Source organism: Halomonas sp. (assembly GCF_031581305.1).
In the GTDB taxonomy this organism is placed as follows: Bacteria; Pseudomonadota; Gammaproteobacteria; order Pseudomonadales; family Halomonadaceae; genus Halomonas.
In genome coordinates this window covers 1-21,396 of record NZ_JAVLBC010000017.1, presented here as the reverse complement: position 1 = coordinate 21,396, position 21,396 = coordinate 1, and the positions used below count along the sequence as shown (strand labels likewise).

Here is a 21,396-nt window from a genome sequence, read left to right as displayed (position 1 = left end):
ACCTCGCGGCTGGCCTCGTCGATCCGGCAGATCGACGGCAGGCGCATGCCGTTGAAGGTGGTGGTCTTCACCATGGTGTAGTGGGCCATGTCGGTGAACACCAGCCGGTCGCCGATCGAAAGCGGGGCGTCGAAGCTGTACTCCCCCACCACGTCGCCTGCCAGGCAGGTCAGCCCGCCCAGCCGGTAGGTGTGGGCCTTCTCGCCGGGCTCGCCGGCGCCGATGATCTCGGGCCGGTAGGGCATCTCCAGCACGTCGGGCATGTGCGCCGTGGCGGAGGTGTCGAGGATGGCGATGGGGCCGTCATTCTCGACGATGTCCAGCACGCTGCATACCAGGTAGCCGGTGTTGAGCGCGATCGCCTCGCCGGGCTCCAGGTAGACCTCGAGATGCGGATGGCGCGCCTTGAAGTCGCGGATCACCCGCACCAGCCGCTCCACGTCATAGTCCTCGCGGGTGATGTGGTGGCCGCCGCCGACGTTCACCCACTGGCGACCGGCGAGGTGGCGGCCGAAGCGCTCCTCGAAGGCGGCCAGGGTGTGCTCCAGGGCGTCGCTGTTCTGCTCGCACAGGGTGTGGAAATGCAGGCCCTCGAGCCCCGCGAGGTCCACGCCCTCCAGGTCCACGGCCCGGGTGCCGAGCCGTGAGCCCGGGGCGCAGGGGTCGTAGAGCGCCACCTTGCCCTCGGAGTACTCCGGGTTGACCCGCAGGCCGCACGAGACCCGCCGCGGCGCTTGGGCCACATGCTCGCGGAAGCGCTGCCACTGGGCCGGGGAGTTGAAGCTGAGGTGGTCCGCGTACTGCAGCACCACCGCCATCTCCGCGTCGCTGAAGGCCGGCGAGTAGCAGTGCACCTCGCCGCCGAAGGTCTCGGCCCCCAGCCGCGCCTCGTCCTGGCCGCTCGCCGTGGTGCCCACCAGGTACTGGCTGACCAGCGGAAAAGTGTCCCACATGGCGAAGCCCTTCAGCGCCAGCAGAATACGCGCGCCGCTCTCTTCCTGGACCCGCTGCAGCAGCGCCAGGTTCTGGCGCAGCAGGGCGTCGTCCACCACATAGGCGGGCGATGGGCAGGCCCAGATGTCGAAGGGGTAAGCATCGAACGGATAGGCGATCTGGCTCATGTCGGGCTCAGGCCAGCGGGTCGGCATCGGGGTCGAGCTCGACCATCTGCCAGGGCAGGCCCATGTCGCCGATGCGCGCCATGAAGGGGTCCGGATCGAGCTGCTCGACGTTGAATATGCCGTCGCCCTTCCACAGCCCCTCGAGCATCAGCATGGCGCCGGTCACCGCCGGCACGCCGGTGGTGTAGGAGATCGCCTGGGATTGCACCTCGGCGTAGCACGCCTGGTGGTCGCAGATGTTGTAGATGTGCACCTTGCGCCGCTTGCCGTCCTTGATGCCGTCGAGGATCACGCCGATGTTGGTCTTGCCCTTGGTGCGCGGCCCGAGCGTGGCCGGATCCGGCAGCACCGCCTTGAGGAACTGCAGCGGGGCGATCTCGCGACCCTCGAACTCGATCGGCTCGATGCGGGTCATGCCGACGTTCTCGAGCACCTTGAGGTGGGTGAGGTACTGCTCGGAGAAGGTCATCCAGAAGCGGATGCGCTTCAGCCCCTTGATGTTCTGGCTGAGGGACTCGAGCTCTTCGTGGTAGAGCAGGTAGAGGTCCTTCTCGCCGATGCCGTCGAAGTCGAAGGTGCGCTTCTCGGCCAGCGGCGCGGTCTCCTTCCACTCGCCCTCTTCCCAGTAGCGGCCATTGGCGGTGATCTCGCGGATGTTGATCTCGGGATTGAAGTTGGTGGCGAACGGATAGCCGTGGTCGCCGCCGTTGGCATCCAGGATGTCGATGCGGTGGATCTCGTCGAACAGGTTCTTCTGGCCCCAGGCGCAGTAGATGTTGGTCATGCCCGGGTCGAAGCCGCAGCCCAGGGTGGCCATGTTGCCGGCCTTGGCGTAGCGCTCCTGGAAGGCCCACTGCTCCTTGTACTCGAACTTGGCCTCGTCCGGGTGCTCGTAGTTGGCGGTATCCAGGTAGGGCACGCCGGTGCGCAGGCAGGCCTCCATGATGGTCAGGTCCTGATAGGGCAGGGCGACGTGGATCAGCACGTCGGGCTGGAAGGACTCGATCAGCGCGACGAGCGCCTCGACGTCATCGGCATCCACCTCGGCGGTCTGGATGGGGCGCTCCAGCTGGGCCGCGATGGCGCGACACTTCGCCTGGTTGCGGCTGGCCAGGCAGATCTCGCTGAACACCTCGGGATGCTGGGCACACTTGTGGGTGACGACACCGCCGACGCCGCCGGCGCCGATAATCAGGACTTTGCTCATGGGGGTACGGATCCGGATCGGGAAAGTCTACAGGGTAGGGGGTCATGCCACCCCGGCCTCGACCTCGCCCGGCCGCGGGGCCGGCGAGTGGGCGCAGATGATGGCTCCCCCTGAGGCTGGTCGCAAGAGGTTTTCGCGTCAAGGCGATGACAAAGACCGGGGGGTGAGATAAGGCCGTTGCTGATGGCCTCAGCCGGTCGCCGGCAGGTAAGGCGTGCCCGCCAGGCGGCGGACTTCGACATGGGATAGCCAGTCGATATCCCGAGCTTCGGTTTCGAGGCGGCGGCTCACCTCGTTGCCGATCTCATGACCCTCTGAGACGCTGATCCGCGGCGCCACCACCACGTGCAGGTCGAGCATGGTGTGCCCGGCCGACTGGCGGGTGCTCAGGTCGTGTATGCTCTGGACCCCGGGGACGCTCATCGCCACCCGGCGCATCGCCTCGCCGGCGGCCTGGCCGGCCAGGGCGCGGTAGTGGATATCCCAGGCCGCGGCCCCTTCGCCGGCAATACGGTCGGTCAGTCATGAATAGCGCATGGTGGTCTCGTTCGGGTCAGAGGGCGTCGTCAGCGTCGCCGAGCCGGCGCCGCTCGGCCTGCCAGGCACGGTCGCCCCCCGCCGGGCTCGACGCCCAGGCCTCGTATTGTTGCGCCACGTGCTCGGCCATGGTCGGTGAGGCCAAGCGCAGCGGCTGGCCGGTCGCTTGGGCCGCCAACTGCGCCTGGCAGCTGCGCTCCAGGTCGCGCATGCGCAGGAAGGCGTCGCCGACGCTGCCACTGCAGGTCAGCAGACCGTGCTGGCGCAGGATCATCGCCGAGTGATCACCGAGGTCGGCGGCCAGTCGCTTGCGCTCATCGAGCGCCAGCGCGATGCCCTCGAAGTCGTGGTAGGCCAGCCGGTCGTGGAACTGCAGCGCCCACTGGTTGAGCGGCAGCAGGCCCTCCTCGAGGGAGGAGACCGCGACGCCGGCCACGGTGTGGGTATGCAGCACGCAGTTCACATCGGGACGGGCGGCATGGAGGGCACTGTGGATCGTGAAGCCGGCCGGGTTGATGCCCAGCTCGGTGGGGTCGTCGAGCACCTGGCCGTCGGCGTCCACGGTGACCAGGTTGTCGGCGCGCACCTCGGCGAAACGCAGCCCGTAGGCGTTGAGCAGAAAGCGCTCGTCGGGCAGGCGCGCCGAGATATGGGTATCGATGCCGTCGTCCATGCCCTCCAGGGCGATCAGCCGATAGGCAGCCGCCAGGTCTCGGCGAATGTCATGCTCGTCCGAAACGCTGGGATTCATAGGCTGGCCTCTACCGCGGCGCGCGCGTCCTCACCGTCGTGGGTAGTCACGCCCTCCAGGAAACTGGCCACGCGCCCGGGGTTATCTTTCAGCCACTCGCTGGCAACGGCGTCGAGCTCGCGCTCCTCCAGGCTAAAGGCGCTGATGAATTGGCTCTGCTCGTCGGCAGAGAAGCGGAACTGATCGAGCAGGCGCGTCAGGTTGGGGTTCGCCTCGGCGTAGCGCTTGGCGACGATGGTCTTGACGTCGCTTCGGCCATTGTTGTCGCCGTAGACGCCGGCCGGGTCGTCAAGGATCTGCACGTCGTATTCCGGCACCATCCAATGGGGCGTCCAGCCGTAGAAGAGAATCCAGCGTCCTTCGTCAACGGCGGCTGCCACCTCGCTGAGCATGCCCGGTGTGGAAGAGGGTTTGCCTTCCCAGTTGTCCAGACCATAGGTGCCCGCCTCGATGGCCCCATCAAGCATGTCGGTGACCGTGGAGCCGCTCTCTATGCTGTAGACGCGGTGCTCGAAACGCGCAGCGATCTCGGCATCGGCGAGCTGCTCGGCGCTGGTCAGGCCGGCCTCGGCCACATAGCCCGGCACCGCGAAGCCCATGCGGGCACCGTCCACGTTGTTGCCCAGGTCGATGATGGCCCCAGCCTCCATGGCGGCGTCGTAGCTCTCCTGCTGGGCGGGCATCCAGCCGGCGAGGAAAGCATCGCTGTCGCCGTTCTGCAGGGTGTTGTAGCCCACTGTGGAGCTGAGTTCCTGCTGGTTGGTGGTATAGCCCAGCGGTTCGATGAGCTGGGCGAGGATCTCGCTCTTGACGGTCACGCCCGGCCAGGGAGGTACCACCAGGCGCAGCTCGTCGCTGGCGTCCTGTGCCGCCTGGGCGGTGAACGGCAGCAGGCTGGCAAGTGCCAGGGTAGTCAGGAGGGCAGTGTTACGCATGTCAGGGATCCTTGTGTATCGATTGTCGATCTTGCTTATTGAGAAGCGGCCATCCAGGCCGTGGCGTCCACCTCGATCAGTAGCGGTGAGTCTTCGACGCCGAGGTGAGCGAGAGCATCGCCCAAGGACGCGGGGTTGCCTGCCGTCCGGTAACGGCAGGCGTAGGCGCTGGCCAGGCCGGCGAAGTCCGGCGCCGTCTGGTCGACGCCGAGCCGAGGCACCTCGTGCATGGCCATGTAGCGCCGAATCTCGTCATGGCCCTGGTTGTTCCAGATCACCACGGCCACGGGCTGATTGAGATCGCGAGCGGTGGCCAGCTCGCCGATCACGAACTGCAGGCCTCCGTCGCCGACCAGGGCCACGACTGGCCGCTCGGGGCAGGCCAGGGCGGCCCCCAGGGCGGCGGGCAGGCCATAGCCGAGGGTGCCGTAGCCGGTGGCGGCGTTGAACCAGCGCCGCGGTGCGGGGAGGGAAGCCAGGAAGTTGCCGGCATAGACCGGCCCGGTGGAGTCGCCCACCAGGATCGCCTCGGGCAGGGTGGCCCGCAGGGTGGCGTAGAGCGGCACATAGGGGGCCAGCTCCGGGTCCTCGGCCAGCGCCAGCGCCTCGCGTACCGCCGTGGCGCGACCGTCATCGCGACGGCTTTCGGGCAGTGCCTGCAGCAGGGCATCCAGGGTCTCGCCGGCGTCGGCGACCAGGGCCAGGTCGGCGTCCTGGTTGCGGCCCAGCTGCTGAGGATCGATGTCCACGCGGATCAGCCGTCCGCCGAGGCGAAACCCCTCGTCGAACACCAGGTCGTAGTCGGTCTCGCCCAGCTCGGTGCCCAGCGCCAGGATGACGTCGGCCTCGGCCGCCAGGCGGCGTGCCGGGGGCAGGCTGGCGGTAGCGCCCAGGTCCTGGGGGTGGTCCTGACCCAGCACGCCCTTGGCGTTGATGGTGGTCAGGGTCGGGGCCTGCAGGCGCTCCACCAGCGCATGGGCCGCCTCGGGGGCGGCCACGCAGCCACCGCCCAGCAGCAGCAGAGGGCGTTCGGCGCGGCGCAGCCACTCGGCGGCGCGGGCGATGGCTGCGGGAGCCGGTGCCGGGGGGAACACCTCGATCGGACGCGGCAGGTGTTCGGGGACCGGGGCGTCGAACAGGTCGATGGGAATCTCGATATGTACCGGCCCGGGACGTGCGCCGTGAAAGGTTGCGAAGGCGCGGGCCAGGAGCTCCGGTAGTGCCGCCGGGTCGTGCAGGGTGTGGCTGAAGACGCTGACGCCGGCCAGGGTCTGCTGCTGGCTGGGCAATTCGTGCAGGCGACCCTGGCCGCGCCCCAGGGTGTCGCGGCGGTTGACGCTGGAGATCACCAGCATGGGTACCGAGTCGGCCAGGGCCTGGCCCATGGCGGTGGCGATGTTGGTCATGCCGGGGCCGGTGATGATGAAGCAGGCCGCGGGCTTGCCGCTGGCCCGGGCATAGCCGTCGGCCATGAAGCCGGCGCCCTGCTCGTGGCGCGGGGTGACATGGCGGATCGGGCTTTCGCCCAGGGCGCGGTAAAGCTCGATGGTGTGCACGCCGGGAATGCCGAAGGCGGTGTCCACGCCATAGGCTTCCAGCAGGCGCAGCAGCTGGCGGCCGCAGGTCTGGCTCATCGCAGTGCCTCCTTGGGAAGCGGCTCGGGCAGCCCGCCGCGGGGCGTGCGCCCCAGCACTCGCTCTACCATGGGCACGAAATGCTCGAGGGGCAGGGTGTCGTAATCGGGGTCGAAGCTGGCCTGATCCCAGTGGTCGCAGAAGCGCACGGTGCGCTCATAGGCCGGATGGTCCCGGTACTGCTCCCGGACGTGGGGGTCCTGCCCGAAGAAGTGCCGGTAGTGATAGCCTTGGAAAAGCTCGTGGTGGCGAATCATCCAGGTGTTCAGCGGATCGACGAAGGGTTCGAGGATGGCCGCGGCGATCTCGGCATGGTTGGCCGGGGCCAGGTCGTCGCCGATGTCGTGTAGCAACGCGCAGACCACCATCTCTTCGTCGGCACCGTCGCGCTGCGCCCGGGTCGCAGTCTGCAGACAGTGCTCGTAGCGATCCACCGGATAGCCGTGGTGATCGCCGGCCAGATTGTGCAGGTGGGCGAGTACTCGGCGCGGCGCATCCTCGACATAGTCGCGGAAGCGGGCATCGATCAGCGCCCAGTCGTCGCGCTGGGCCTCGCCGAAGTGGCGGAAGCGAGCTTGATTCATGCGTGTTCTCCCTGGGCCCGGGGGGCGGCGAGCCGCTGGCGCAGCACGCGGCGCCGGCTGGCGGTGCTGTCGCGGTCGACGTAACCCTGACGCAGGTGACGCACGCCGCTGGCGAGCTGGAAGGCACTGCGTCCGTGGAGCAGGCGGTAGTTGTCCATGATCAGCATCTGGCCCGGGTCGAGCTTGAGGTGCAGGGTCAACTCCTCGCCGGTGATCAACTGATAGAAGGCCTGACGCGCGGCGTAGTAGGTTTCCAGCTCTTCCGGGGGGAGGGCCGGGACGCGCTCGGTGCGGTTGGAGTAGCGCACCCGGACCGGCTCGCCGTGGCTGTCCAGCTCGATCAGCGGCCCCTCGCTCTCCAGGTGAGTGTCGGCGTCTTGATAGAGAAAGCCGGGTGTGACCCGGGTGAGAGAGGCATAGGCCTCGGGGTCGTGCTCGCGCAGCAGCCGGGCTGCCATGAAGCCGTCGGCCAGAGTGCTATCGCCGCCCTCGGCGGCGTTGGTCAGGCAGTGCAGCCAGATGTAGCCGGGGATGGGGTCGCGGTAGGGGTTGTCCGTGTGAGGCTCCAGGCCGCGCTGGGTCATGGTCAGGTCATAGGCGTCGGCCACCGATTTGACGTCGGCGATGCCGCCCCAGTTGGTGCGACGCAGCGGGCCGATGCGATCAATCAGCGGCTGCATGCCGTCGGCCTCGGTGGGGACCCCGGAGACGATCACGAAGCCGTCGCGATGCAGTGCTTCCAGCATGTCCGAAAGTGCCGTGTCGTCTGCCAGGGCGTCAGCGAAGTCAGCCTCGGGATGCGGCGCACCGGCGGCATCCCAGAGTCGCTTGGGAGGATCGCTGGGCTGATCGTCGAACAGCGCCGTGAGGTCGAAGTCGGTGCGGTGATCATCGCTGAAGTGCAGGTACAGTCGATCGTCAGCCACCTCGGCGGCCTCGATGCTCAGCGAAAGCGGCAGTTCGGCGGCCTCGACCAGGCGCTGGCCGGTGCGTGGGTCCAGGGTCTCGGCATCCGGGCTGCGTTCGCGCAGCCACAGAGCGGCGAACTCACCACGCTGACCGTGATGGTCGATGGCCAGGCGTCGGCGATTGGCCAGAGGGGTGACGTGTGTCATGGCGGCGTCTCCACGGGCTGTGCTAGGGGCGGGTTCCACGTTAACCGCCCCAAGCGGGCACGACTTGATCAAATTGGCCGCAGGCTTGATTATATTGGCCATGTCTGACGCCATCGAAGCCGCCTGGCCCTATCCGCGCCCCGATTCGCCGCCCCTGCTGACCCCGGAGCAGGCCGAGTACACTCTCAATGTGTGGCTGGTGCCGCGCTTCTCCATGCTGACCCTGTTCTGCCTGCTCGAACCGCTGCGCGTGGCCAATCGCTTCGGTCGCGATCTCTTCGCGTGGCGCCTGCTCTCGGCGGATGGTGATGCCGTGGTGGCCAGCAACGGGGTGCGCATCGACGTCGACGGCTCCCTGGAGTCGCTTGAGGACGCGTCACGCCTGATGGTGGTCTCTTCCTACGAGGCGGAGGTGACGGTGTGCTTTCAGGACCGTGCCGTGCTGCGGCGCATCGCCGCCCACGGCGGCTGGCTGGGCGGACTGGATACGGCGCCCTTTATCCTGGCTCGGGCGGGCGTGCTGACCGGGCATCGGGTGGCGCTGCACTGGGAGAGCGTGCCGGCTTTTCGTCGCGAATTTCCGGAGCTGGAGATCAGTCCGGCTTGTTACGAATTCGACGCTACGCGGCTGACCGGCTCTGGTGGCGCGGCGAGCATCGACATGATGCTGGTGTGGATCGAGCACGCCTACGGGCCCGCCCTGGCCGATGCCGTGGGGCGGCAGCTGGTCCACGAGCGGCCGCGCGACAACGGTGGTGAGATGCCACGACGACGCTACGGGGAGCTGCCGCGCAGTGTGGTGCGCGCGCTGGCGGTGATGGAGACGAACCTGGCTCAGGCACTACCGATTCCCGAGGTGTGCCGGCTGGTGGGGCAGTCCCAGCGCCAGCTGACGCGGCTGTTCCAGCGCCACTTCGGCGAGACCCCCCAGCAGTGCTATCTGGGCATGCGCCTTGATCGGGCACACCAGCTGCTGGCCGATAGCCGCAGCCTGGTCACCGAGACGGCCCTGGCCACGGGCTTCACCCAGCCGGCGCATTTCACCCGGGCCTATCGGCGCCGCTTCGGCGAGGCGCCCAGCGCCACTGGCGAGCGGGGAGGATAAGGGCAGGGGCACCTCCCGGTGCCGCCCACTCCCCCGGGAGATCCTGATTGTCCCGACCCACTGTCTGGCGTTCTCGTGGGGGCGATGGCCTCATGTGTGAAGCGTGTATCCCTGAGCATGCAGGACAAGGTGCCGGGCAGCAGTTCAGGGGACGGATAAGAGGCTGGCCTGTAAACGAAAAAAGCGCCCGTAGGCGCTTGATTCGTCGACTTGTTTGGTGGAGGCGGCGGGAATTGAACCCGCGTCCGCCGGCACTCACCCATTGGCTCTACATGCTTAGTTTCGTCTTTTGATTTAACGCGACTGGCTCCGACGAGCAGGATCCAGCCACGCGATTCCTCGTCAGGTTTAACGACAGGCGAGAGGACACCACCTATCGCGATCCCATCAGTCTTGGCTCGTATCCCGTCAGCGATGAATGGGCACATCGCCTTCGGGCCGGGCTAGAAGCTAGCGGCGTTTAAGCTGCCAGCGCGCCCTGAGCGTAGTTGTCGTCGTTTGCGACTATTTTGTCGTGATGTTGGATTTACGAGATACATCACGCTCTCGGCATGCACCTCAGGGATTGTCACCGGCGTCGAAACCGTGTCGCCCCCGTAACGCATATCCTAACAGGATGTGCAGTTCTGTGACACCTCAGCCTTTGGTTTGTTCCCGCATGATGCGGCCTTTCTGCCGCTGCCAGTCGCGGTCCTTCTCCGTGGCCCGCTTGTCGTGCAGCTTCTTGCCGGTCACCAGCGCCAGCTCGCATTTCACCCGGTTGTTCTTCCAGTAGAGCTTGAGCGGTACGCAGGTGTGGCCCTTCTCCTGGGTGCGCGAGAAGATCTTGGCGATCTCCTTGCGGTGCAGCAGCAGCTTGCGGGTGCGGGTCGGGTCCGCCACTTCGTGGGTGCTGGCGGTGTTAAGCGGCATGATATGGCTGCCCAGCAACCAGGCCTCGCCGTTCTTGACCAGGATGTAGGTGTCGGTGAGCTGCGCCTTGCCGGCCCGCAGGCTCTTCACTTCCCAGCCGGCCAGCACCAGGCCGGCCTCGAAGGTCTCGTCGATGTGGTACTCGAAGCGAGCCTTCTTGTTCTGGGCGATGACGTTGTTGCCGGGCCCCTTGCTCTTGCCTTTCTTGTTGGCCATGAAACCTCGTGTCCTGTATCTGCCGGTGGCGCTGCCCCTCCGATGTGGGGGGAAGCGTGGTACCATTCAAGGCCTGAAATAACTGCTCATGATACGCCCTGGGCACTGTGAAGTCAGCGGAGAGCTCAATGCCAACGGTCAATCGGTCCGCCATGGTGCGGCACACCCCCAAGGACATGTTCGACCTGGTCAACGACTTCGAGCGCTATCCGGAGTTCCTGCCCGGCTGTCGACACGCGCGCCTGCTCGAGCGCGATGACTCGCACCTGATCGGCGAGATGACCCTGGGGCGGGCCGGCATCGAGCAGAGTTTCACCACCCGCAACGACCTGATCGAGCCCGAGCGCATCGAGATGTCGCTGGTCAGTGGCCCCTTCAAGCGCCTGCGGGGGCGCTGGCTGTTCCTGCCCATGGGCGAGAGCGCCTGCAAGGTCAGCCTCGAGCTGGAATTCGAGTTCGCCAACCGCCTGCTGGGCATGGCCTTCGGCAAGCTGTTCCAGCAGGTGGCCGGTCAACTGGTGGATTCCTTCACGCGCCGGGCGGACAACCTTTATGGCCGCTAGCCCATCTACGATGCTTGATGTCGAGGTGGCCTACGCGCTGCCCGACAGGCAGCGTATCTTCCCGCTCACGGTGCCCGAGGGCACCACGGCGCGCCAGGCGGTGGCGATGGCAGGGCTGGAAGCGGCGTTTCCGGAACTGCCCCCGGCCACCTTCCGCAAGGCCGACTTGGGGATCTTCGGCAAGCGGCTGCGCGACCCGGCCGCGGTGCGGCTGCGCGCCGGGGATCGGGTCGAGGTCTATCGGCCGCTGCAGATCGACCCCAAGGCGGCGCGCAGCGAGCGGGCCGCCCGCGAGAAAGGCTGAGGCCCCGGCCAGCGAGGGCCGGCACGGGGCGTCAGTGAAGCATGCAGCCTGGGGGTGTCAGGGGCGTTCTGGGGTGACATTGTCGAGGGGGGCTTCCCGGACTTCCGAGGTGCCTTCGACCCTGGGACCGGTTCCCTGGTTATCGGGTAGCTCGATGTCGCCGGAGATATTACTCTCGTGATCGATGCCCGCCAGGCGGTCGCCCTGGAAGGTCAGGGTGACCCGCTGCTGCTCCACGCCGCCGTAGGCCTTGTCGAGGCGATAGACATAGTCCCACTGGCGGGCATCGAAGGGGGCTTCGAGCAGGGGGCTGCCCATCAGGTCGACCACCTGCTGCCGGCTCATGCCCGGTCGAAGCTGCTCGACCATGGCCTCGGTCACCAGATTGCCCTGGGGCAGGTCGCGCTTGTATACGCCGAAGTAGCTGCAACCGCTGATCATCAGCAGGGCGACGGAAAGGGTGACGATTCTTGTCAGCTTTTGCATTTGCGCCTGTTCTTCACTATCGTGGATTCGGTCGATCATAACCGACCCTACCCGATACTGCGAAGAGCGACCATGGCCGACCAGAACCATGAATTACGCAAGGCCGGTCTCAAGGTGACCCTGCCGCGCGTCAAGATCCTGCAGATCCTCGAAAATGCCTCCGAGCAGCACCATCTGAGTGCCGAGGATGTCTACAAGACCCTGCTGGACGCGGGCGAGGACGTGGGCCTGGCCACCGTCTATCGCGTGCTGACCCAGTTCGAGTCCGCCGGCCTGGTGATCCGCCACAATTTTGATGGCGGTCATGCAGTCTTCGAGCTCTCCCAGGAGGAGCACCACGACCACATGGTGTGCCTGGAGAGTGGCGAGATCATTGAATTCTTCGACGAGACCATCGAGCGTCGCCAGCAGGAGATTGCCGAGGAACACGGCTTCGAGCTGGTCGACCATGCCCTGGTGCTCTACGTGAGGCCGCGAGGTTCCCGGGCGACGCGCCAGGAAGGCATCCAGAAGAAGTAATCTGGCCTCGCTGAAGACGCCAGGCATACGAGCGCGGCCCCGATTTCCGGATCGGGGCCGCGTTGCGTCAGGGTCGGGCGACCGGTGCGGGACGCTCAGTGGTGGGCGCGCTGGCTGGCGTCGAGCATCTCCCGGGCATGGGCCAGGGTGCGGTCGGAGAGGTTCACCCCGCCCAGCATGCGCGCCAGCTCACCGACCCGGCCGGCCTCGTCCAGCAGGGCCATGCGGGTCAGGGTGGAGGCCTCCCCGGCCTGCTTTTCGATGTGCAGGTGGTGGTGGGCCTGAGCGGCCACCTGAGGCAGGTGGGTCACCGTCATCACCTGGCCGTTCTCGCCCAGCCGGCGCAGCAGCTGGCCGACGATCTCGGCGGTGGCCCCGGAAACACCCACATCCACCTCATCGAAGATCAGGCTGGCAATGGTGGAGTGCCGAGCCGCCACCACCTGGATTGCCAGACTGATGCGTGAGAGTTCGCCACCGGAGGCGACCCTGGCCAGCGGCCGGGCCGGCTGGCCGGGATTGGCGCTGATCATCATGCGGGCGACCTCCAGCCCCTCGGCGGCCGGGGTGTGGCGGGGCTCCAGCTCGACCTCGAAGGTTGCCTTGTCCATGGCCAGGAAGGCCAGCTGTTCCTGTACGGCCTCGCCAAAGCGTTGCGCGGCCTGGCGGCGGGTGCGGGAGACCGCAGTGGCCTGCGTATGCCAGCGACTCTTCAGCGTCTCGGCCTCGGCGGCCAGCGCCTCCAAGTCGCCGTCGCCGCCCTCCAGGCCCGCAAGCTCGTCGGCCAGGCGCCGGTACAGGGTGATCAACTCCTCGGGCGGTACATGGTGCTTGCGGGCAATGCGATGCACCTCGCCCAGGCGCGCTTCGACCCAGGCCAATCGCTCCGGGTCCAGCTCGACGCCGCCTGCGAAATGGCCGAGCTCACGGCTGGCCTCCTCGACCTGGATGCGTGCATCGCCGAGCATGGTGAGGGTGTCGGCAAGGCTGCCGCGCTCGCTGCCCGGCAGCGCCGAGAGATGCTGGATCGCCTGATTGAGCAGCGACAGGGCGCCGCCCTCGTCGCCGTCACAGCACTCGGCGGCGAACTGGGCCTCGCGCAGCCGCTCCTCGGCATGGGCCAGTTCCTCCTGCTCCTCCTCGAGCCCCTTGAGCTCGTCCTCGGCCAGGGCCAGCTGGTCGAGCTCTTCGACCTGGTAGCGCAGCAGCTGGCGGCGGGCGCGGATCTCGTCGCCATCCTCGGCGAGGCGCTCCAGGCGACGGCGGGTCGCCTGCCAGTCGCGGAAGGCCTGGCGCATCTCGGCCACCTGCTCGCGGTGACCGGCGAAGTCGTCGAGCAGGCGCAGGTGGGTCTCCTCGCGCAGCAGCGCCTGATGGGCATGCTGGCCGTGGACCTCGATGAGGTGCTCGCCCAGGGCGCGCAGGTCGGCCACCGTGGCGGGCTGGCCGTTGATCCAGGCCCTGGAACGCCCGGCCCGGGTGACCACCCGGCGCAGCAGGCAATCGTCGGCAGGCAGCTCGCGGGCCTCGAGCCAGGCCCGTGCGGCGGGCAGCGCCTGGAGGTCGAAGCGGGCGCTGAGGTCGGCGCGCTCGCGGCCATGGCGGACGCTGGCGCTGTCGGCGCGCTCACCCAGGCAGAGCCCCAGGGCGCCGAGCAGGATGGACTTGCCGGCCCCGGTCTCGCCGGTGATGGCGGTCATGCCGCCGGAAAGTTCCAGCTCGAGGTGGTCGACGATGGCGAAGTCGCGAATGGCAAGCTCTGTCAGCATGGGTGCCTCCCGGGGCCTGTCTGGGACTACTGTCTATCTATACACATATTGTGCGTTTATACAGTAGTCAAGGGTCGCCCACAATGCACGCCCAGAGTCGTCTACCGCTGACGCCTTGAGTTCGCCACGGCCAGCCCCATATATCCCACAGACACGCACTCAAGCGATCATTCAAGCCTTGCCAGCGGCCCCTGGCCGCTGATTGCCCTTCAGGAGACCCACAATGGCCAAAGACCCCCAGACCCCGCGGGACGACGAACTTGCACGCGAGCTGGCTCGCGAAGAGCAGGAAGCCGAGCCGCAGGCCGAGCCCGAGAACGTGGAGGGTGAGCTGGAGGACGCCATCGAGGGCGCCGAGCAGGCCGCCACCGAGGCCCAGGCCACGGACAATCCCGAGGCCGAGGTCCTGGCCGCCCGGGTCGAGGAACTCGAGCAGAGTGTCGCCGACGCCAAGGAGCAGGCTCTGCGGGCCGCTGCCGAGGCGCAGAACGTGCGTCGCCGGGCCGAACAGGAAGCCGAGAAGTCGCGCAAGTTTGCCCTCGAGAAGTTCGTCAAGGAGCTGCTGCCGGTGGTCGACAGCCTGGAGAAGGCGCTGGAGACCATGCAGGACGGTGCTTCCGAGGCGCACCGTGAGGGCGTCTCCATGACCCTCAAGATGCAGCAGGACGTGTTGGCCAAGTTCGGCGTCGAGGAGGTGGAGCCCCATGGCGAGCCCTTCGATCCACAGTACCACGAAGCCATGGCCATGGTGCCCAACCCCGAGATGGAGCCCAACACCGTCATGGAGGTGATGCAGAAAGGCTATCTGCTCAACGGGCGCCTCGTGCGCCCGGCCATGGTGGTGGTCAGCCAGGCCGCCGGCTGAGGCCGGGCCATACAGCCGCCGGCTGAGGCCGGGCCATACAAAAGCATCCCTCGGGTCTTGAAAAGGTCTCGAGGGCCCCCAGATAGACGGCAACTCCGCGGTGAAAGCCGCAGATTACGAATTCAACTGCAATTTTGAGGATTTCCTATGGGACGCATCATCGGTATTGACCTGGGGACCACCAACTCCTGCGTTGCCGTGCTCGACGGTGACCAGGCCAAGGTGATCGAGAACGCCGAAGGCGCACGCACCACGCCCTCCATCATCGCCTACACCGAAGATGGCGAGATCCTGGTGGGCCAGGCAGCGAAGCGCCAGGCGGTGACCAACCCCGAGAACACGCTGTACGCCATCAAGCGCCTGATCGGTCGTCGCTTCAAGGACGACGTCGTCCAGAAGGACATCAAGATGGTGCCCTACGCCATCGCCGAGGCCGATAACGGCGACGCCTGGGTGGAAGTGAAGGGCAAGAAGCTCGCTCCGCCGCAGGTCAGCGCCGAAGTGCTGAAGAAGATGAAGAAGACCGCGGAAGATTACCTGGGTGAGGAAGTCACCGAGGCGGTCATTACCGTGCCGGCCTACTTCAATGACAGCCAGCGCCAGGCCACCAAGGATGCCGGCCGCATCGCCGGCCTCGAGGTCAAGCGCATCATCAACGAGCCGACCGCCGCGGCCCTGGCCTACGGCATGGACAAGTCGCGCGGCGACAAGACCCTTGCAGTCTATGACCTGGGCGGGGGCACCTTCGATATCTCCATCATCGAAGTGGCCGATGTCGACGGCGAGACCCAGTTCGAGGTGCTGGCCACCAACGGCGACACCTTCCTGGGTGGCGAGGACTTCGACCTGGCGCTGATCAACTACCTGGTTGACCAGTTCAAGTCCGACAGCGGCATCGACCTCTCCGGCGACAACCTGGCCATGCAGCGCCTCAAGGAAGCCGCCGAGAAGGCCAAGATCGAGCTCTCCAGCGCCCAGCAGACCGACGTCAACCTGCCGTACATCACGGCTGACAACACCGGTCCCAAGCACCTCAACGTCAAGGTGACCCGCGCCAAGCTCGAAGCGCTGGTGGAAGAGCTTGTCAAGCGCTCCCTGGCGCCCTGCAAGACCGCGCTCAAGGATGCCGGCATCTCGGCCTCCGAGGTCGATGATGTCATCCTGGTCGGCGGCCAGACCCGCATGCCCATGGTGCAGAAGTCCGTGGCCGACTTCTTCGGCAAGGATGCCCGCAAGGACGTCAACCCGGATGAGGCCGTGGCCGTGGGTGCTGCCATCCAGGGCGGCGTGCTGGGCGGCGGCGTCAAGGACGTGCTGCTGCTCGACGTCACCCCGCTGACGCTGGGGATCGAGACCCTGGGCGGTGTGATGACGCCGTTGATCGAGAAGAACACCACCATCCCGACCAAGAAGACCCAGACCTTCTCGACCGCGGATGACAACCAGACAGCCGTGACCATCCACGTGCTGCAGGGCGAGCGCAAGCAGTCCAGCGGCAACAAGTCGCTGGGCCGCTTCGACCTGGCCGACATTCCGCCGGCGCCGCGCGGCGTGCCGCAGATCGAGGTCGCCTTCGACCTGGACGCTAACGGCATCCTGAACGTGTCCGCCAAGGACAAGGCGACCGGCAAGGAGCAGTCGATCGTCATCAAGGCCTCCAGCGGTCTTTCCGAGGAAGAGGTCGAGCAGATGGTCCAGGATGCCGAGGCCCACGCCGACGAGGACAAGAAGTTCGAGGAGCTGGTGCAGCTGCGCAACCAGGCCGACGGCATGGTCCACGCCGCCCGCAAGACCCTCGAGGAAGCCGGCGACAAGGCCAGCGACGAGGAGAAGCAGGCCATCGAGACCGCCGCGACCGAGCTGGAAGAGGCGATCAAGGGCGACGACAAGGACGACATCCAGGCCAAGCTGGACACGCTGACCGAGGCCTCCGGCAACCTGGCGCAGAAGATGTACGCCGAGCAGGGTGATGCGGCCGGTGAAGCCGGTGAGGCCGGCGGCGAGGCTGGCGCCAAGCAGGAAGATGACGTGGTCGACGCCGAGTACGAAGAAGTCAACGACGACCAGAAAAAGCAGTAAACCACGACATCGGAACCACGGATGACGCCAGCGCGGGGGCCTGACTCCCGCGTTGGTGTTTCCGCAGAGTCCCTACGGAGGCGGACAGACTCATGTCCAAGCGTGATTTCTACGAAGTACTGGGCGTCGAGCGCGGGGCCGACCAGAAGGACATCAAGAAGGCCTACCGACGCCTCGCCCAGAAATTCCATCCTGACCGCAACCCGGATGATGACAGCGCGGCGGAGAAGTTTCGCGAGGTCTCGGAGGCCTACGAGGTCCTGAGCGACAGCGAGAAGCGCGCCGCCTACGACCAGTTCGGGCATGCCGGTGTCGACGAGCAGGCCGGTGGCTTCGGCGGCGGCGGTTTCGGCGGTGCCGGGGCCGGCGGCTTCAGCGACATCTTCGGTGACGTGTTCGGCGACATCTTCGGCGGAGGCGGCGGACGCCGCCACCCCAACGCGCCGCAGCGTGGCAGTGACCTTCGCTACAATCTCGAACTTGACCTCGAGGATGCCGTGGCCGGCACCAGCGTGGATATACGCGTGCCGCGCCATGTCGAGTGCGAGCGCTGCGACGGCGGCGGTGCCGAGCCGGGCTCCAGCAAGGAGACCTGCCCGACCTGTAATGGCCTCGGCCAGGTACGCATGCAGCAGGGCTTCTTCGCCGTGCAGCAGACCTGCCCGACCTGCCACGGCAGCGGCCAGCACATCAAGGTGCCGTGCCACAAGTGCCACGGCGAGGGTCGGGTACGCGAGACTCGCACCCTCTCGGTGAAGATTCCGGCCGGCGTGGACACCGGCGACCGCATCCGCCTCAACGGCGAGGGCGAAGCCGGCATCAACGGTGGCCCACCCGGGGATCTCTACGTCCAGGTGGCGATCAAGCCGCACCACATCTTCCAGCGTGACGGCCGCCACCTGCAGTGCGAGGTGCCGATCAACTTCGTCGATGCGGCGCTGGGGGGCGAGCTGGAAGTGCCGACCCTGGACGGCCGGGTCAAGCTGAAGATCCCGCCCGAAACCCAGACCGGCAAGCTGTTCCGGCTCAAGGGCAAGGGCGTCAAGCCGGTACGTGGTGGCCCGCCGGGTGACCTGCTGTGCAAGGTCGTGGTCGAGACACCGGTCAAGCTCAGCGAGGAGCAGAAGGACCTGCTGCGCACCTTCCAGGACAGCCTGGGCGGCAGCCACGGTCATCACCACTCGCCGAAGAAGTCGAGCTTCTTCGATGGGGTGAAGAAGTTCTTCGAGGACATGAAGCCGTAAGGGCAGTCCTGTGAAGACTGACAGGGCCCCGGTATCACATGATGCCGGGGCCCTGTCGCGTCTGGGCCGTGCCGGTCAGCGCTGCAGGTGGTCCATCCGCCATGCCAGCGCCTCGCGCATCGGTTGCCATCGTGGATTTCTGGGTAGCACCAGTGGCTTGCCGTCGAGGCGGCAGAGCCAGTCGTTGTCGGGCACCAGGGCGTCTACCGCCGGGCTGACATGCCAGCGATGATCGGGGCCCGGGGCGATCAGGTGATTGTCCATCGCCCAATGCAGGTTGGGCGTAAGCGCCAGGCCGTTTGTCGGCCGATCATCCTGACAGACGGCGAAGGGGATCAGGTGAGCCGCCTCCACCAGGTAGCGGTAGTCCGGAGTGATATAGCGCAGCCGGCTGGCTGCACAGCGATAGTCGTAGGCCTCAAGCACCAGGGAGCGGAAGGCTGCAGACCTGGCTTGACTCTGGTCTGACTCGCGAACCTCGCCTGCCAGGCGCTCGGGGGCTTTTTCGTACACGCTACTGGCAAATGCCGTCTCGAGATATGTACAGAGAAGCGCATGGTTCTCCTTGTTCGAGGAAAGGTATCGGCTGGTCAGCAGCGCACATGCTTCCCGGGCAGTGGTGGTGTCCTTCAGGGCTGAGAACAGAGCTGGATCAAGCCGGGCCGCTTCAAAGCGTTGTTCAAGTTGAATAATGGATTTCGGTTGCCCCATCTGGTCGGCCACCCCTTGCACGGCCTTGACATACTCTGGGCACCAGAGCTTGCCGGTGGGGCCTTCCCGGTTTCTCAGCGCCCACATCGGCATCCATGGTCGGGCTCGGTGACGCTCTCCCGTCACCGTCTCGAAAATGTCGTGGTAGCGAGCGATCAGGCGGGTATTGATCGAGATTCGTGGAGAGACGATATGGCCTGCCTGAATCTCGCAGATGATGGCCAACAGAAAACATGGCTGGTGTGGTGCGGGCCGCCCGGTACTCTGGTCGACCTTGAGCCGTGACAGGCAGTCAAGCCGCGTATCCATTGCGCTCCCTCTTGCGATTCCTGTGGCCGTTGCCCCGCGGCTTTAACCACTCTGCCATGCCTTGCTCCTCAGGCATGTGGCTACCCTATATCACTCATGTGTCGGTGTGCAGTCCGATGGCCCACGCTACAGCCAGCCGGCGCGCCGGAAGCGCCAGTAGAGCCACCCGCAGGCACTGCCCATCACCAGCAGCGCCAGGGGGTAGCCCAGGCGCCAGTCGAGCTCGGGCATGTGGGCGAAGTTCATGCCCCAGATGCCGGCGAGGATGGTAGCCACCGCGAAGATGGCGGCCCAGGCCGCCAGCCGCTTGTGCACCTCGCCCTCGTCGATCGCCACCATCGAGAGGTTCACCTGGATCGCGGTGATGGTCATCTCGCGGATGGTATCCACCGCCGACTCGATGCGATTGAGGTGGTCGTACACGTCGCGGAAGTATTCCCGGGTCTTGCGGCACAGTGCCGGCACCCGGCCGCCGAACAGTTGGCTCGCCGCCTCGCCCAGGGGCATGGTGGCATGCTTGAGCCGCATGGTCTGGCGCTTGAGCTGGTAGAGGCGTTCCAGGCTCTGGCGGGCCGACCCGCGGATGAAGATCTGGTCCTCGATGCTCTCGAGCTCGGCCTGCAGGGCCTCGACCACCGGGAAGTAGCGGTCGACGATGGTGTCCATCAGGGCATAGATCACGAAGGCGGGGCCATGTTTGAGCAGCTTCGGCTCGTGCTCGCAGCGCTGGCGGACCTCGGTGAAGCCCCGGCCCGGGTGCAGGCGCACCGAGAGCACGTACCCCGGGCCGGCGAATACCGCCACCTGGCCGGTCTCCAGCTGGTCGTCACGCATCGTGACCATGTGCATGATCACGAACAGCGCCTCGCCATACTCCTCGAGCTTGGGGCGCTGGTGCCCGTTCAGGGCGTCCTCCACGGCCAGCTCGTGCAGGCCGAACACCGCCTGGAAGCGGGCCATCTCCTGCTCGTCGGGCTCGTGCAGGGCCACCCACACGAAACGGTCGGGCTGGCCCAGGTAGCCGTCGATCTCGTCGGGCTTTATGTCTTGCAGGCGATGCCCCTTCTCGTAGGCCACGCAGTTGATGATCATTGCCGAGTTCTCCCGATCGGTGGTGGTGTCCTGTGCCACAGCATAGTGCCTGGGGGCGGGCACCTGTCGCGCCCCGGCCAGCGCACGTGGGATGCCGTGAAACGGCGCCTCGGGAAAGGGGGTGGCGTTCATCGGGGCACCGTCATAGGCTGGGCTTTCACCCAACGAGACGCGGAGGCCGCCATGCCGATTTCACGAGCCGAGATTCCCGCCGAGGATGCCAAGGGGCTGGTCGAGCGCCTCTGCCGGGACTGGGCCGATGCCCAGCCGATCGACCGCGAGGAGACCCAGGCGCGGGTCACCTTCGACGAGGGCAGCTGCCTGCTACAGGCCGAGCCGGACCGGTTGATCGTGGCCGTCGAGACGCTGGATGACGAGACCCTGGACCGGCTCGAGGGCAAGGTGAACGCCGCGCTCGAGGGGCTGACGGGCGTGAGCCTGGAGATCGTCTGGGAAAATTGAGCGACGGCGTCTCGCCCCGCGCCGCCCATCTCGGCATGCTGCTGTGGGCGGCGCTGGTGGGGCTGTCCTTTCCCGCGGTGGGCGCGATGAGCGAGCTGCCGCCGTTCTCGCTCACCTCGCTGCGCTTCGTCATCGCCTGCAGCGGCCTGTGGTGGCTGGCCCGGCGCTCGCCGGACTTCCTCCCCGCCTGGCGTCGGCTCCCGCTCTATGCGCTGATGGGGCTTTGCCTGGCCGGCTTCTTCGGCGCCATGTTCTGGGCGGCGCACCATGCCACGGCCCTCTCCATGGCCACTCTCTTTGTCACGGTACCGCTGCTGGCCTTCCTGCTCGGGCTGGGCTTCGGCGTGGAACGGCTGGCCTGGCGCCTGCCGGCGATCCTGGCGCTGGGGGCCGCGGGGGCGCTGGGCCTGGCCTTCGCCGAGTCCCTGGCCAAGGGCGGTCGCCTGCAGTTCGGCATCGGCGAGGCAGTGTTCTTCCTGGGCTGTCTCTCCACGGCGCTCTATCCGGTGCTCAGCAAGTGGGGGCTGTCGACCGGGCGCCTGCCGGCGTCGGCGGCGGTGCGCACCTTCTGGAGCCTGGGCCTGGGCGCGGTGCTGATCGGGCTGCTGGGGCTGGCCGTCGAGCCGGTGTCACGCCTGGCGAGCATGACCGGCCGCGACCTGTGGTTGCTGCTCTTCCTGGGGCTCTTCTCCACGGCCCTGACTTTCTGGCTCCTGCAGCGCGCCACCTCGGCGCTCACCCCGGGGGCGGTCACGGCCTACAGCTACCTGGTGCCCTTCGTCTCCATGCTGCTGTTGTTCATGCGGGAGCCCGAGCGGATCGGCTGGGTCTGGCTGCCGGGCAGCCTGCTGGTGATCGTGGCGATCGCGCTGCTGC

The 21,396-nt window shown here is 66.8% G+C and carries 22 protein-coding genes and 1 other RNA gene; 9 read left to right on the top strand and 14 right to left on the bottom strand.

Annotation, left to right across the window (positions count from 1 at the left end):
* The 8 genes from nspC to RI841_RS03050 form a co-directional block, all read right to left on the bottom strand.
* Positions 1–1,121: carboxynorspermidine decarboxylase (gene nspC, locus RI841_RS03085; RefSeq protein ID WP_310704115.1), on the bottom strand; the 1,121-nt coding region annotated here is incomplete at its 3' end.
* A 7-nt stretch (positions 1,122–1,128) separates the two neighbouring features.
* Positions 1,129–2,328, bottom strand: coding sequence for a saccharopine dehydrogenase family protein (locus RI841_RS03080; RefSeq protein ID WP_310704114.1), 1,200 nt, complete (start codon positions 2,326–2,328; stop codon positions 1,129–1,131).
* A gap of 189 nt (positions 2,329–2,517) precedes the next feature.
* Positions 2,518–2,766: a cation transporter dimerization domain-containing protein gene (locus tag RI841_RS03075; RefSeq protein WP_405000907.1), complete on the bottom strand. Its 249-nt coding sequence runs from the start codon at positions 2,764–2,766 to the stop codon at positions 2,518–2,520.
* Between the two features lie 115 nt (positions 2,767–2,881).
* A complete protein-coding gene (locus tag RI841_RS03070; protein ID WP_310704113.1) occupies positions 2,882–3,616 on the bottom strand; it encodes a class II aldolase/adducin family protein in 735 nt (244 codons plus the stop codon).
* On the bottom strand, positions 3,613–4,551 hold the full coding sequence (locus tag RI841_RS03065; protein WP_310704112.1) for an ABC transporter substrate-binding protein: 939 nt from the start codon (positions 4,549–4,551) through the stop codon (positions 3,613–3,615). The genes RI841_RS03070 and RI841_RS03065 overlap by 4 nt, the downstream gene beginning before the upstream one ends.
* A gap of 35 nt (positions 4,552–4,586) precedes the next feature.
* Entirely contained in the window at positions 4,587–6,185 is a 1,599-nt protein-coding gene (locus RI841_RS03060) for a 5-guanidino-2-oxopentanoate decarboxylase (protein ID WP_310704111.1), read from the bottom strand.
* Entirely contained in the window at positions 6,182–6,769 is a 588-nt protein-coding gene (locus tag RI841_RS03055) for an HD domain-containing protein (protein ID WP_310704110.1), read from the bottom strand. The genes RI841_RS03060 and RI841_RS03055 overlap by 4 nt, the downstream gene beginning before the upstream one ends.
* Positions 6,766–7,884 carry a TauD/TfdA family dioxygenase gene (locus RI841_RS03050; protein WP_310704109.1) on the bottom strand — a complete coding sequence of 373 codons (1,119 nt, stop codon included), beginning with the start codon at positions 7,882–7,884 and terminating at the stop codon, positions 6,766–6,768. The genes RI841_RS03055 and RI841_RS03050 overlap by 4 nt, the downstream gene beginning before the upstream one ends.
* Positions 7,885–7,984: 100 nt before the next feature.
* Here RI841_RS03050 and RI841_RS03045 point away from each other — a divergent pair, with 100 nt between their 5' ends.
* Positions 7,985–8,989 (top strand): GlxA family transcriptional regulator, encoded by a 1,005-nt coding sequence (locus tag RI841_RS03045; protein WP_310704108.1) that lies wholly within the window; start codon positions 7,985–7,987, stop codon positions 8,987–8,989.
* A gap of 215 nt (positions 8,990–9,204) precedes the next feature.
* Here the strand turns inward: RI841_RS03045 and ssrA are convergent.
* Positions 9,205–9,585, bottom strand: a transfer-messenger RNA (tmRNA) gene (gene ssrA / locus RI841_RS03040).
* Between the two features lie 40 nt (positions 9,586–9,625).
* Complete coding sequence (gene smpB, locus RI841_RS03035) at positions 9,626–10,117, bottom strand: SsrA-binding protein SmpB (protein WP_310704107.1); 492 nt, start codon at positions 10,115–10,117, stop codon at positions 9,626–9,628.
* 128 nt (positions 10,118–10,245) lie between these two features.
* On the opposite strand from smpB, the gene RI841_RS03030 reads away from it, so the two are divergent.
* Together RI841_RS03030 and RI841_RS03025 are read left to right on the top strand one after the other, a co-directional pair.
* A complete protein-coding gene (locus RI841_RS03030) occupies positions 10,246–10,680 on the top strand; it encodes a type II toxin-antitoxin system RatA family toxin (RefSeq protein ID WP_310704106.1) in 435 nt (144 codons plus the stop codon).
* 10 nt (positions 10,681–10,690) lie between these two features.
* The gene (locus RI841_RS03025) at positions 10,691–10,984 is read left to right on the top strand and encodes an RnfH family protein (protein ID WP_310704105.1); all 294 of its coding nucleotides are present in this window, start codon (positions 10,691–10,693) and stop codon (positions 10,982–10,984) included.
* 57 nt (positions 10,985–11,041) lie between these two features.
* Here the strand turns inward: RI841_RS03025 and RI841_RS03020 are convergent, their stop codons facing one another.
* A complete protein-coding gene (locus RI841_RS03020) occupies positions 11,042–11,470 on the bottom strand; it encodes an outer membrane protein assembly factor BamE (protein ID WP_310704104.1) in 429 nt (142 codons plus the stop codon).
* Positions 11,471–11,542: 72 nt separating this feature from the next.
* Between RI841_RS03020 and fur the strand changes: the two genes are divergently transcribed.
* Positions 11,543–11,989 (top strand): ferric iron uptake transcriptional regulator, encoded by a 447-nt coding sequence (gene fur, locus RI841_RS03015; protein ID WP_106232295.1) that lies wholly within the window; start codon positions 11,543–11,545, stop codon positions 11,987–11,989.
* 95 nt (positions 11,990–12,084) lie between these two features.
* Here fur and recN read toward each other — a convergent pair whose 3' ends face one another.
* Positions 12,085–13,758 (bottom strand): DNA repair protein RecN, encoded by a 1,674-nt coding sequence (recN, locus tag RI841_RS03010; RefSeq protein WP_310704103.1) that lies wholly within the window; start codon positions 13,756–13,758, stop codon positions 12,085–12,087.
* Positions 13,759–13,981: 223 nt separating this feature from the next.
* On the opposite strand from recN, the gene grpE reads away from it, so the two are divergent.
* The 3 genes from grpE to dnaJ all read left to right on the top strand — a co-directional run bounded on the left by grpE (position 13,982) and on the right by dnaJ (position 17,946).
* The gene (gene grpE / locus RI841_RS03005) at positions 13,982–14,623 is read left to right on the top strand and encodes a nucleotide exchange factor GrpE (protein WP_310704102.1); all 642 of its coding nucleotides are present in this window, start codon (positions 13,982–13,984) and stop codon (positions 14,621–14,623) included.
* A gap of 147 nt (positions 14,624–14,770) precedes the next feature.
* Entirely contained in the window at positions 14,771–16,702 is a 1,932-nt protein-coding gene (gene dnaK, locus RI841_RS03000; protein ID WP_310704101.1) for a molecular chaperone DnaK, read from the top strand.
* Positions 16,703–16,794: 92 nt separating this feature from the next.
* Positions 16,795–17,946 (top strand): molecular chaperone DnaJ, encoded by a 1,152-nt coding sequence (dnaJ, locus tag RI841_RS02995; RefSeq protein ID WP_310704100.1) that lies wholly within the window; start codon positions 16,795–16,797, stop codon positions 17,944–17,946.
* A 75-nt stretch (positions 17,947–18,021) separates the two neighbouring features.
* Here the strand turns inward: dnaJ and RI841_RS02990 are convergent, their stop codons facing one another.
* Together RI841_RS02990 and corA are read right to left on the bottom strand one after the other, a co-directional pair.
* Complete coding sequence (locus RI841_RS02990) at positions 18,022–18,966, bottom strand: HNH endonuclease (RefSeq protein ID WP_310704099.1); 945 nt, start codon at positions 18,964–18,966, stop codon at positions 18,022–18,024.
* A gap of 126 nt (positions 18,967–19,092) precedes the next feature.
* Positions 19,093–20,190 (bottom strand): magnesium/cobalt transporter CorA, encoded by a 1,098-nt coding sequence (corA, locus tag RI841_RS02985; protein WP_310704098.1) that lies wholly within the window; start codon positions 20,188–20,190, stop codon positions 19,093–19,095.
* 51 nt (positions 20,191–20,241) lie between these two features.
* On the opposite strand from corA, the gene RI841_RS02980 reads away from it, so the two are divergent.
* Both RI841_RS02980 and RI841_RS02975 read left to right on the top strand, forming a co-directional pair.
* Entirely contained in the window at positions 20,242–20,520 is a 279-nt protein-coding gene (locus RI841_RS02980) for a DUF2218 domain-containing protein (protein WP_133637645.1), read from the top strand.
* Positions 20,517–21,396, top strand: an 880-nt coding sequence (locus RI841_RS02975; protein ID WP_310704097.1) for a DMT family transporter, incomplete at its 3' end; no start/stop codon positions are given. The genes RI841_RS02980 and RI841_RS02975, both read left to right, overlap by 4 nt.

Excerpts from the sequence above, each read along its gene's own strand:
- RI841_RS03025 (WP_310704105.1), top strand. The coding sequence starts at position 10,691 with ATGCTTGATGTCGAGGTGGCCTACGCGCTGCCCGACAGGCAGCGTATC.
- corA (WP_310704098.1), bottom strand. The coding sequence starts at position 20,190 with ATGAACGCCACCCCCTTTCCCGAGGCGCCGTTTCACGGCATCCCACGT.
- RI841_RS03020 (WP_310704104.1), bottom strand. The coding sequence starts at position 11,470 with ATGCAAAAGCTGACAAGAATCGTCACCCTTTCCGTCGCCCTGCTGATG.
- grpE (WP_310704102.1), top strand. The coding sequence starts at position 13,982 with ATGGCCAAAGACCCCCAGACCCCGCGGGACGACGAACTTGCACGCGAG.
- RI841_RS03045 (WP_310704108.1), top strand. The coding sequence starts at position 7,985 with ATGTCTGACGCCATCGAAGCCGCCTGGCCCTATCCGCGCCCCGATTCG.
- dnaJ (WP_310704100.1), top strand. The coding sequence starts at position 16,795 with ATGTCCAAGCGTGATTTCTACGAAGTACTGGGCGTCGAGCGCGGGGCC.
- RI841_RS03065 (WP_310704112.1), bottom strand. The coding sequence starts at position 4,551 with ATGCGTAACACTGCCCTCCTGACTACCCTGGCACTTGCCAGCCTGCTG.
- recN (WP_310704103.1), bottom strand. The coding sequence starts at position 13,758 with ATGCTGACAGAGCTTGCCATTCGCGACTTCGCCATCGTCGACCACCTC.
- RI841_RS03060 (WP_310704111.1), bottom strand. The coding sequence starts at position 6,185 with ATGAGCCAGACCTGCGGCCGCCAGCTGCTGCGCCTGCTGGAAGCCTAT.
- RI841_RS03080 (WP_310704114.1), bottom strand. The coding sequence starts at position 2,328 with ATGAGCAAAGTCCTGATTATCGGCGCCGGCGGCGTCGGCGGTGTCGTC.
- RI841_RS03070 (WP_310704113.1), bottom strand. The coding sequence starts at position 3,616 with ATGAATCCCAGCGTTTCGGACGAGCATGACATTCGCCGAGACCTGGCG.
- fur (WP_106232295.1), top strand. The coding sequence starts at position 11,543 with ATGGCCGACCAGAACCATGAATTACGCAAGGCCGGTCTCAAGGTGACC.
- RI841_RS03050 (WP_310704109.1), bottom strand. The coding sequence starts at position 7,884 with ATGACACACGTCACCCCTCTGGCCAATCGCCGACGCCTGGCCATCGAC.
- dnaK (WP_310704101.1), top strand. The coding sequence starts at position 14,771 with ATGGGACGCATCATCGGTATTGACCTGGGGACCACCAACTCCTGCGTT.
- RI841_RS02990 (WP_310704099.1), bottom strand. The coding sequence starts at position 18,966 with ATGGATACGCGGCTTGACTGCCTGTCACGGCTCAAGGTCGACCAGAGT.
- RI841_RS03075 (WP_405000907.1), bottom strand. The coding sequence starts at position 2,766 with ATGCGCCGGGTGGCGATGAGCGTCCCCGGGGTCCAGAGCATACACGAC.
- RI841_RS03055 (WP_310704110.1), bottom strand. The coding sequence starts at position 6,769 with ATGAATCAAGCTCGCTTCCGCCACTTCGGCGAGGCCCAGCGCGACGAC.
- RI841_RS03030 (WP_310704106.1), top strand. The coding sequence starts at position 10,246 with ATGCCAACGGTCAATCGGTCCGCCATGGTGCGGCACACCCCCAAGGAC.
- smpB (WP_310704107.1), bottom strand. The coding sequence starts at position 10,117 with ATGGCCAACAAGAAAGGCAAGAGCAAGGGGCCCGGCAACAACGTCATC.
- RI841_RS02980 (WP_133637645.1), top strand. The coding sequence starts at position 20,242 with ATGCCGATTTCACGAGCCGAGATTCCCGCCGAGGATGCCAAGGGGCTG.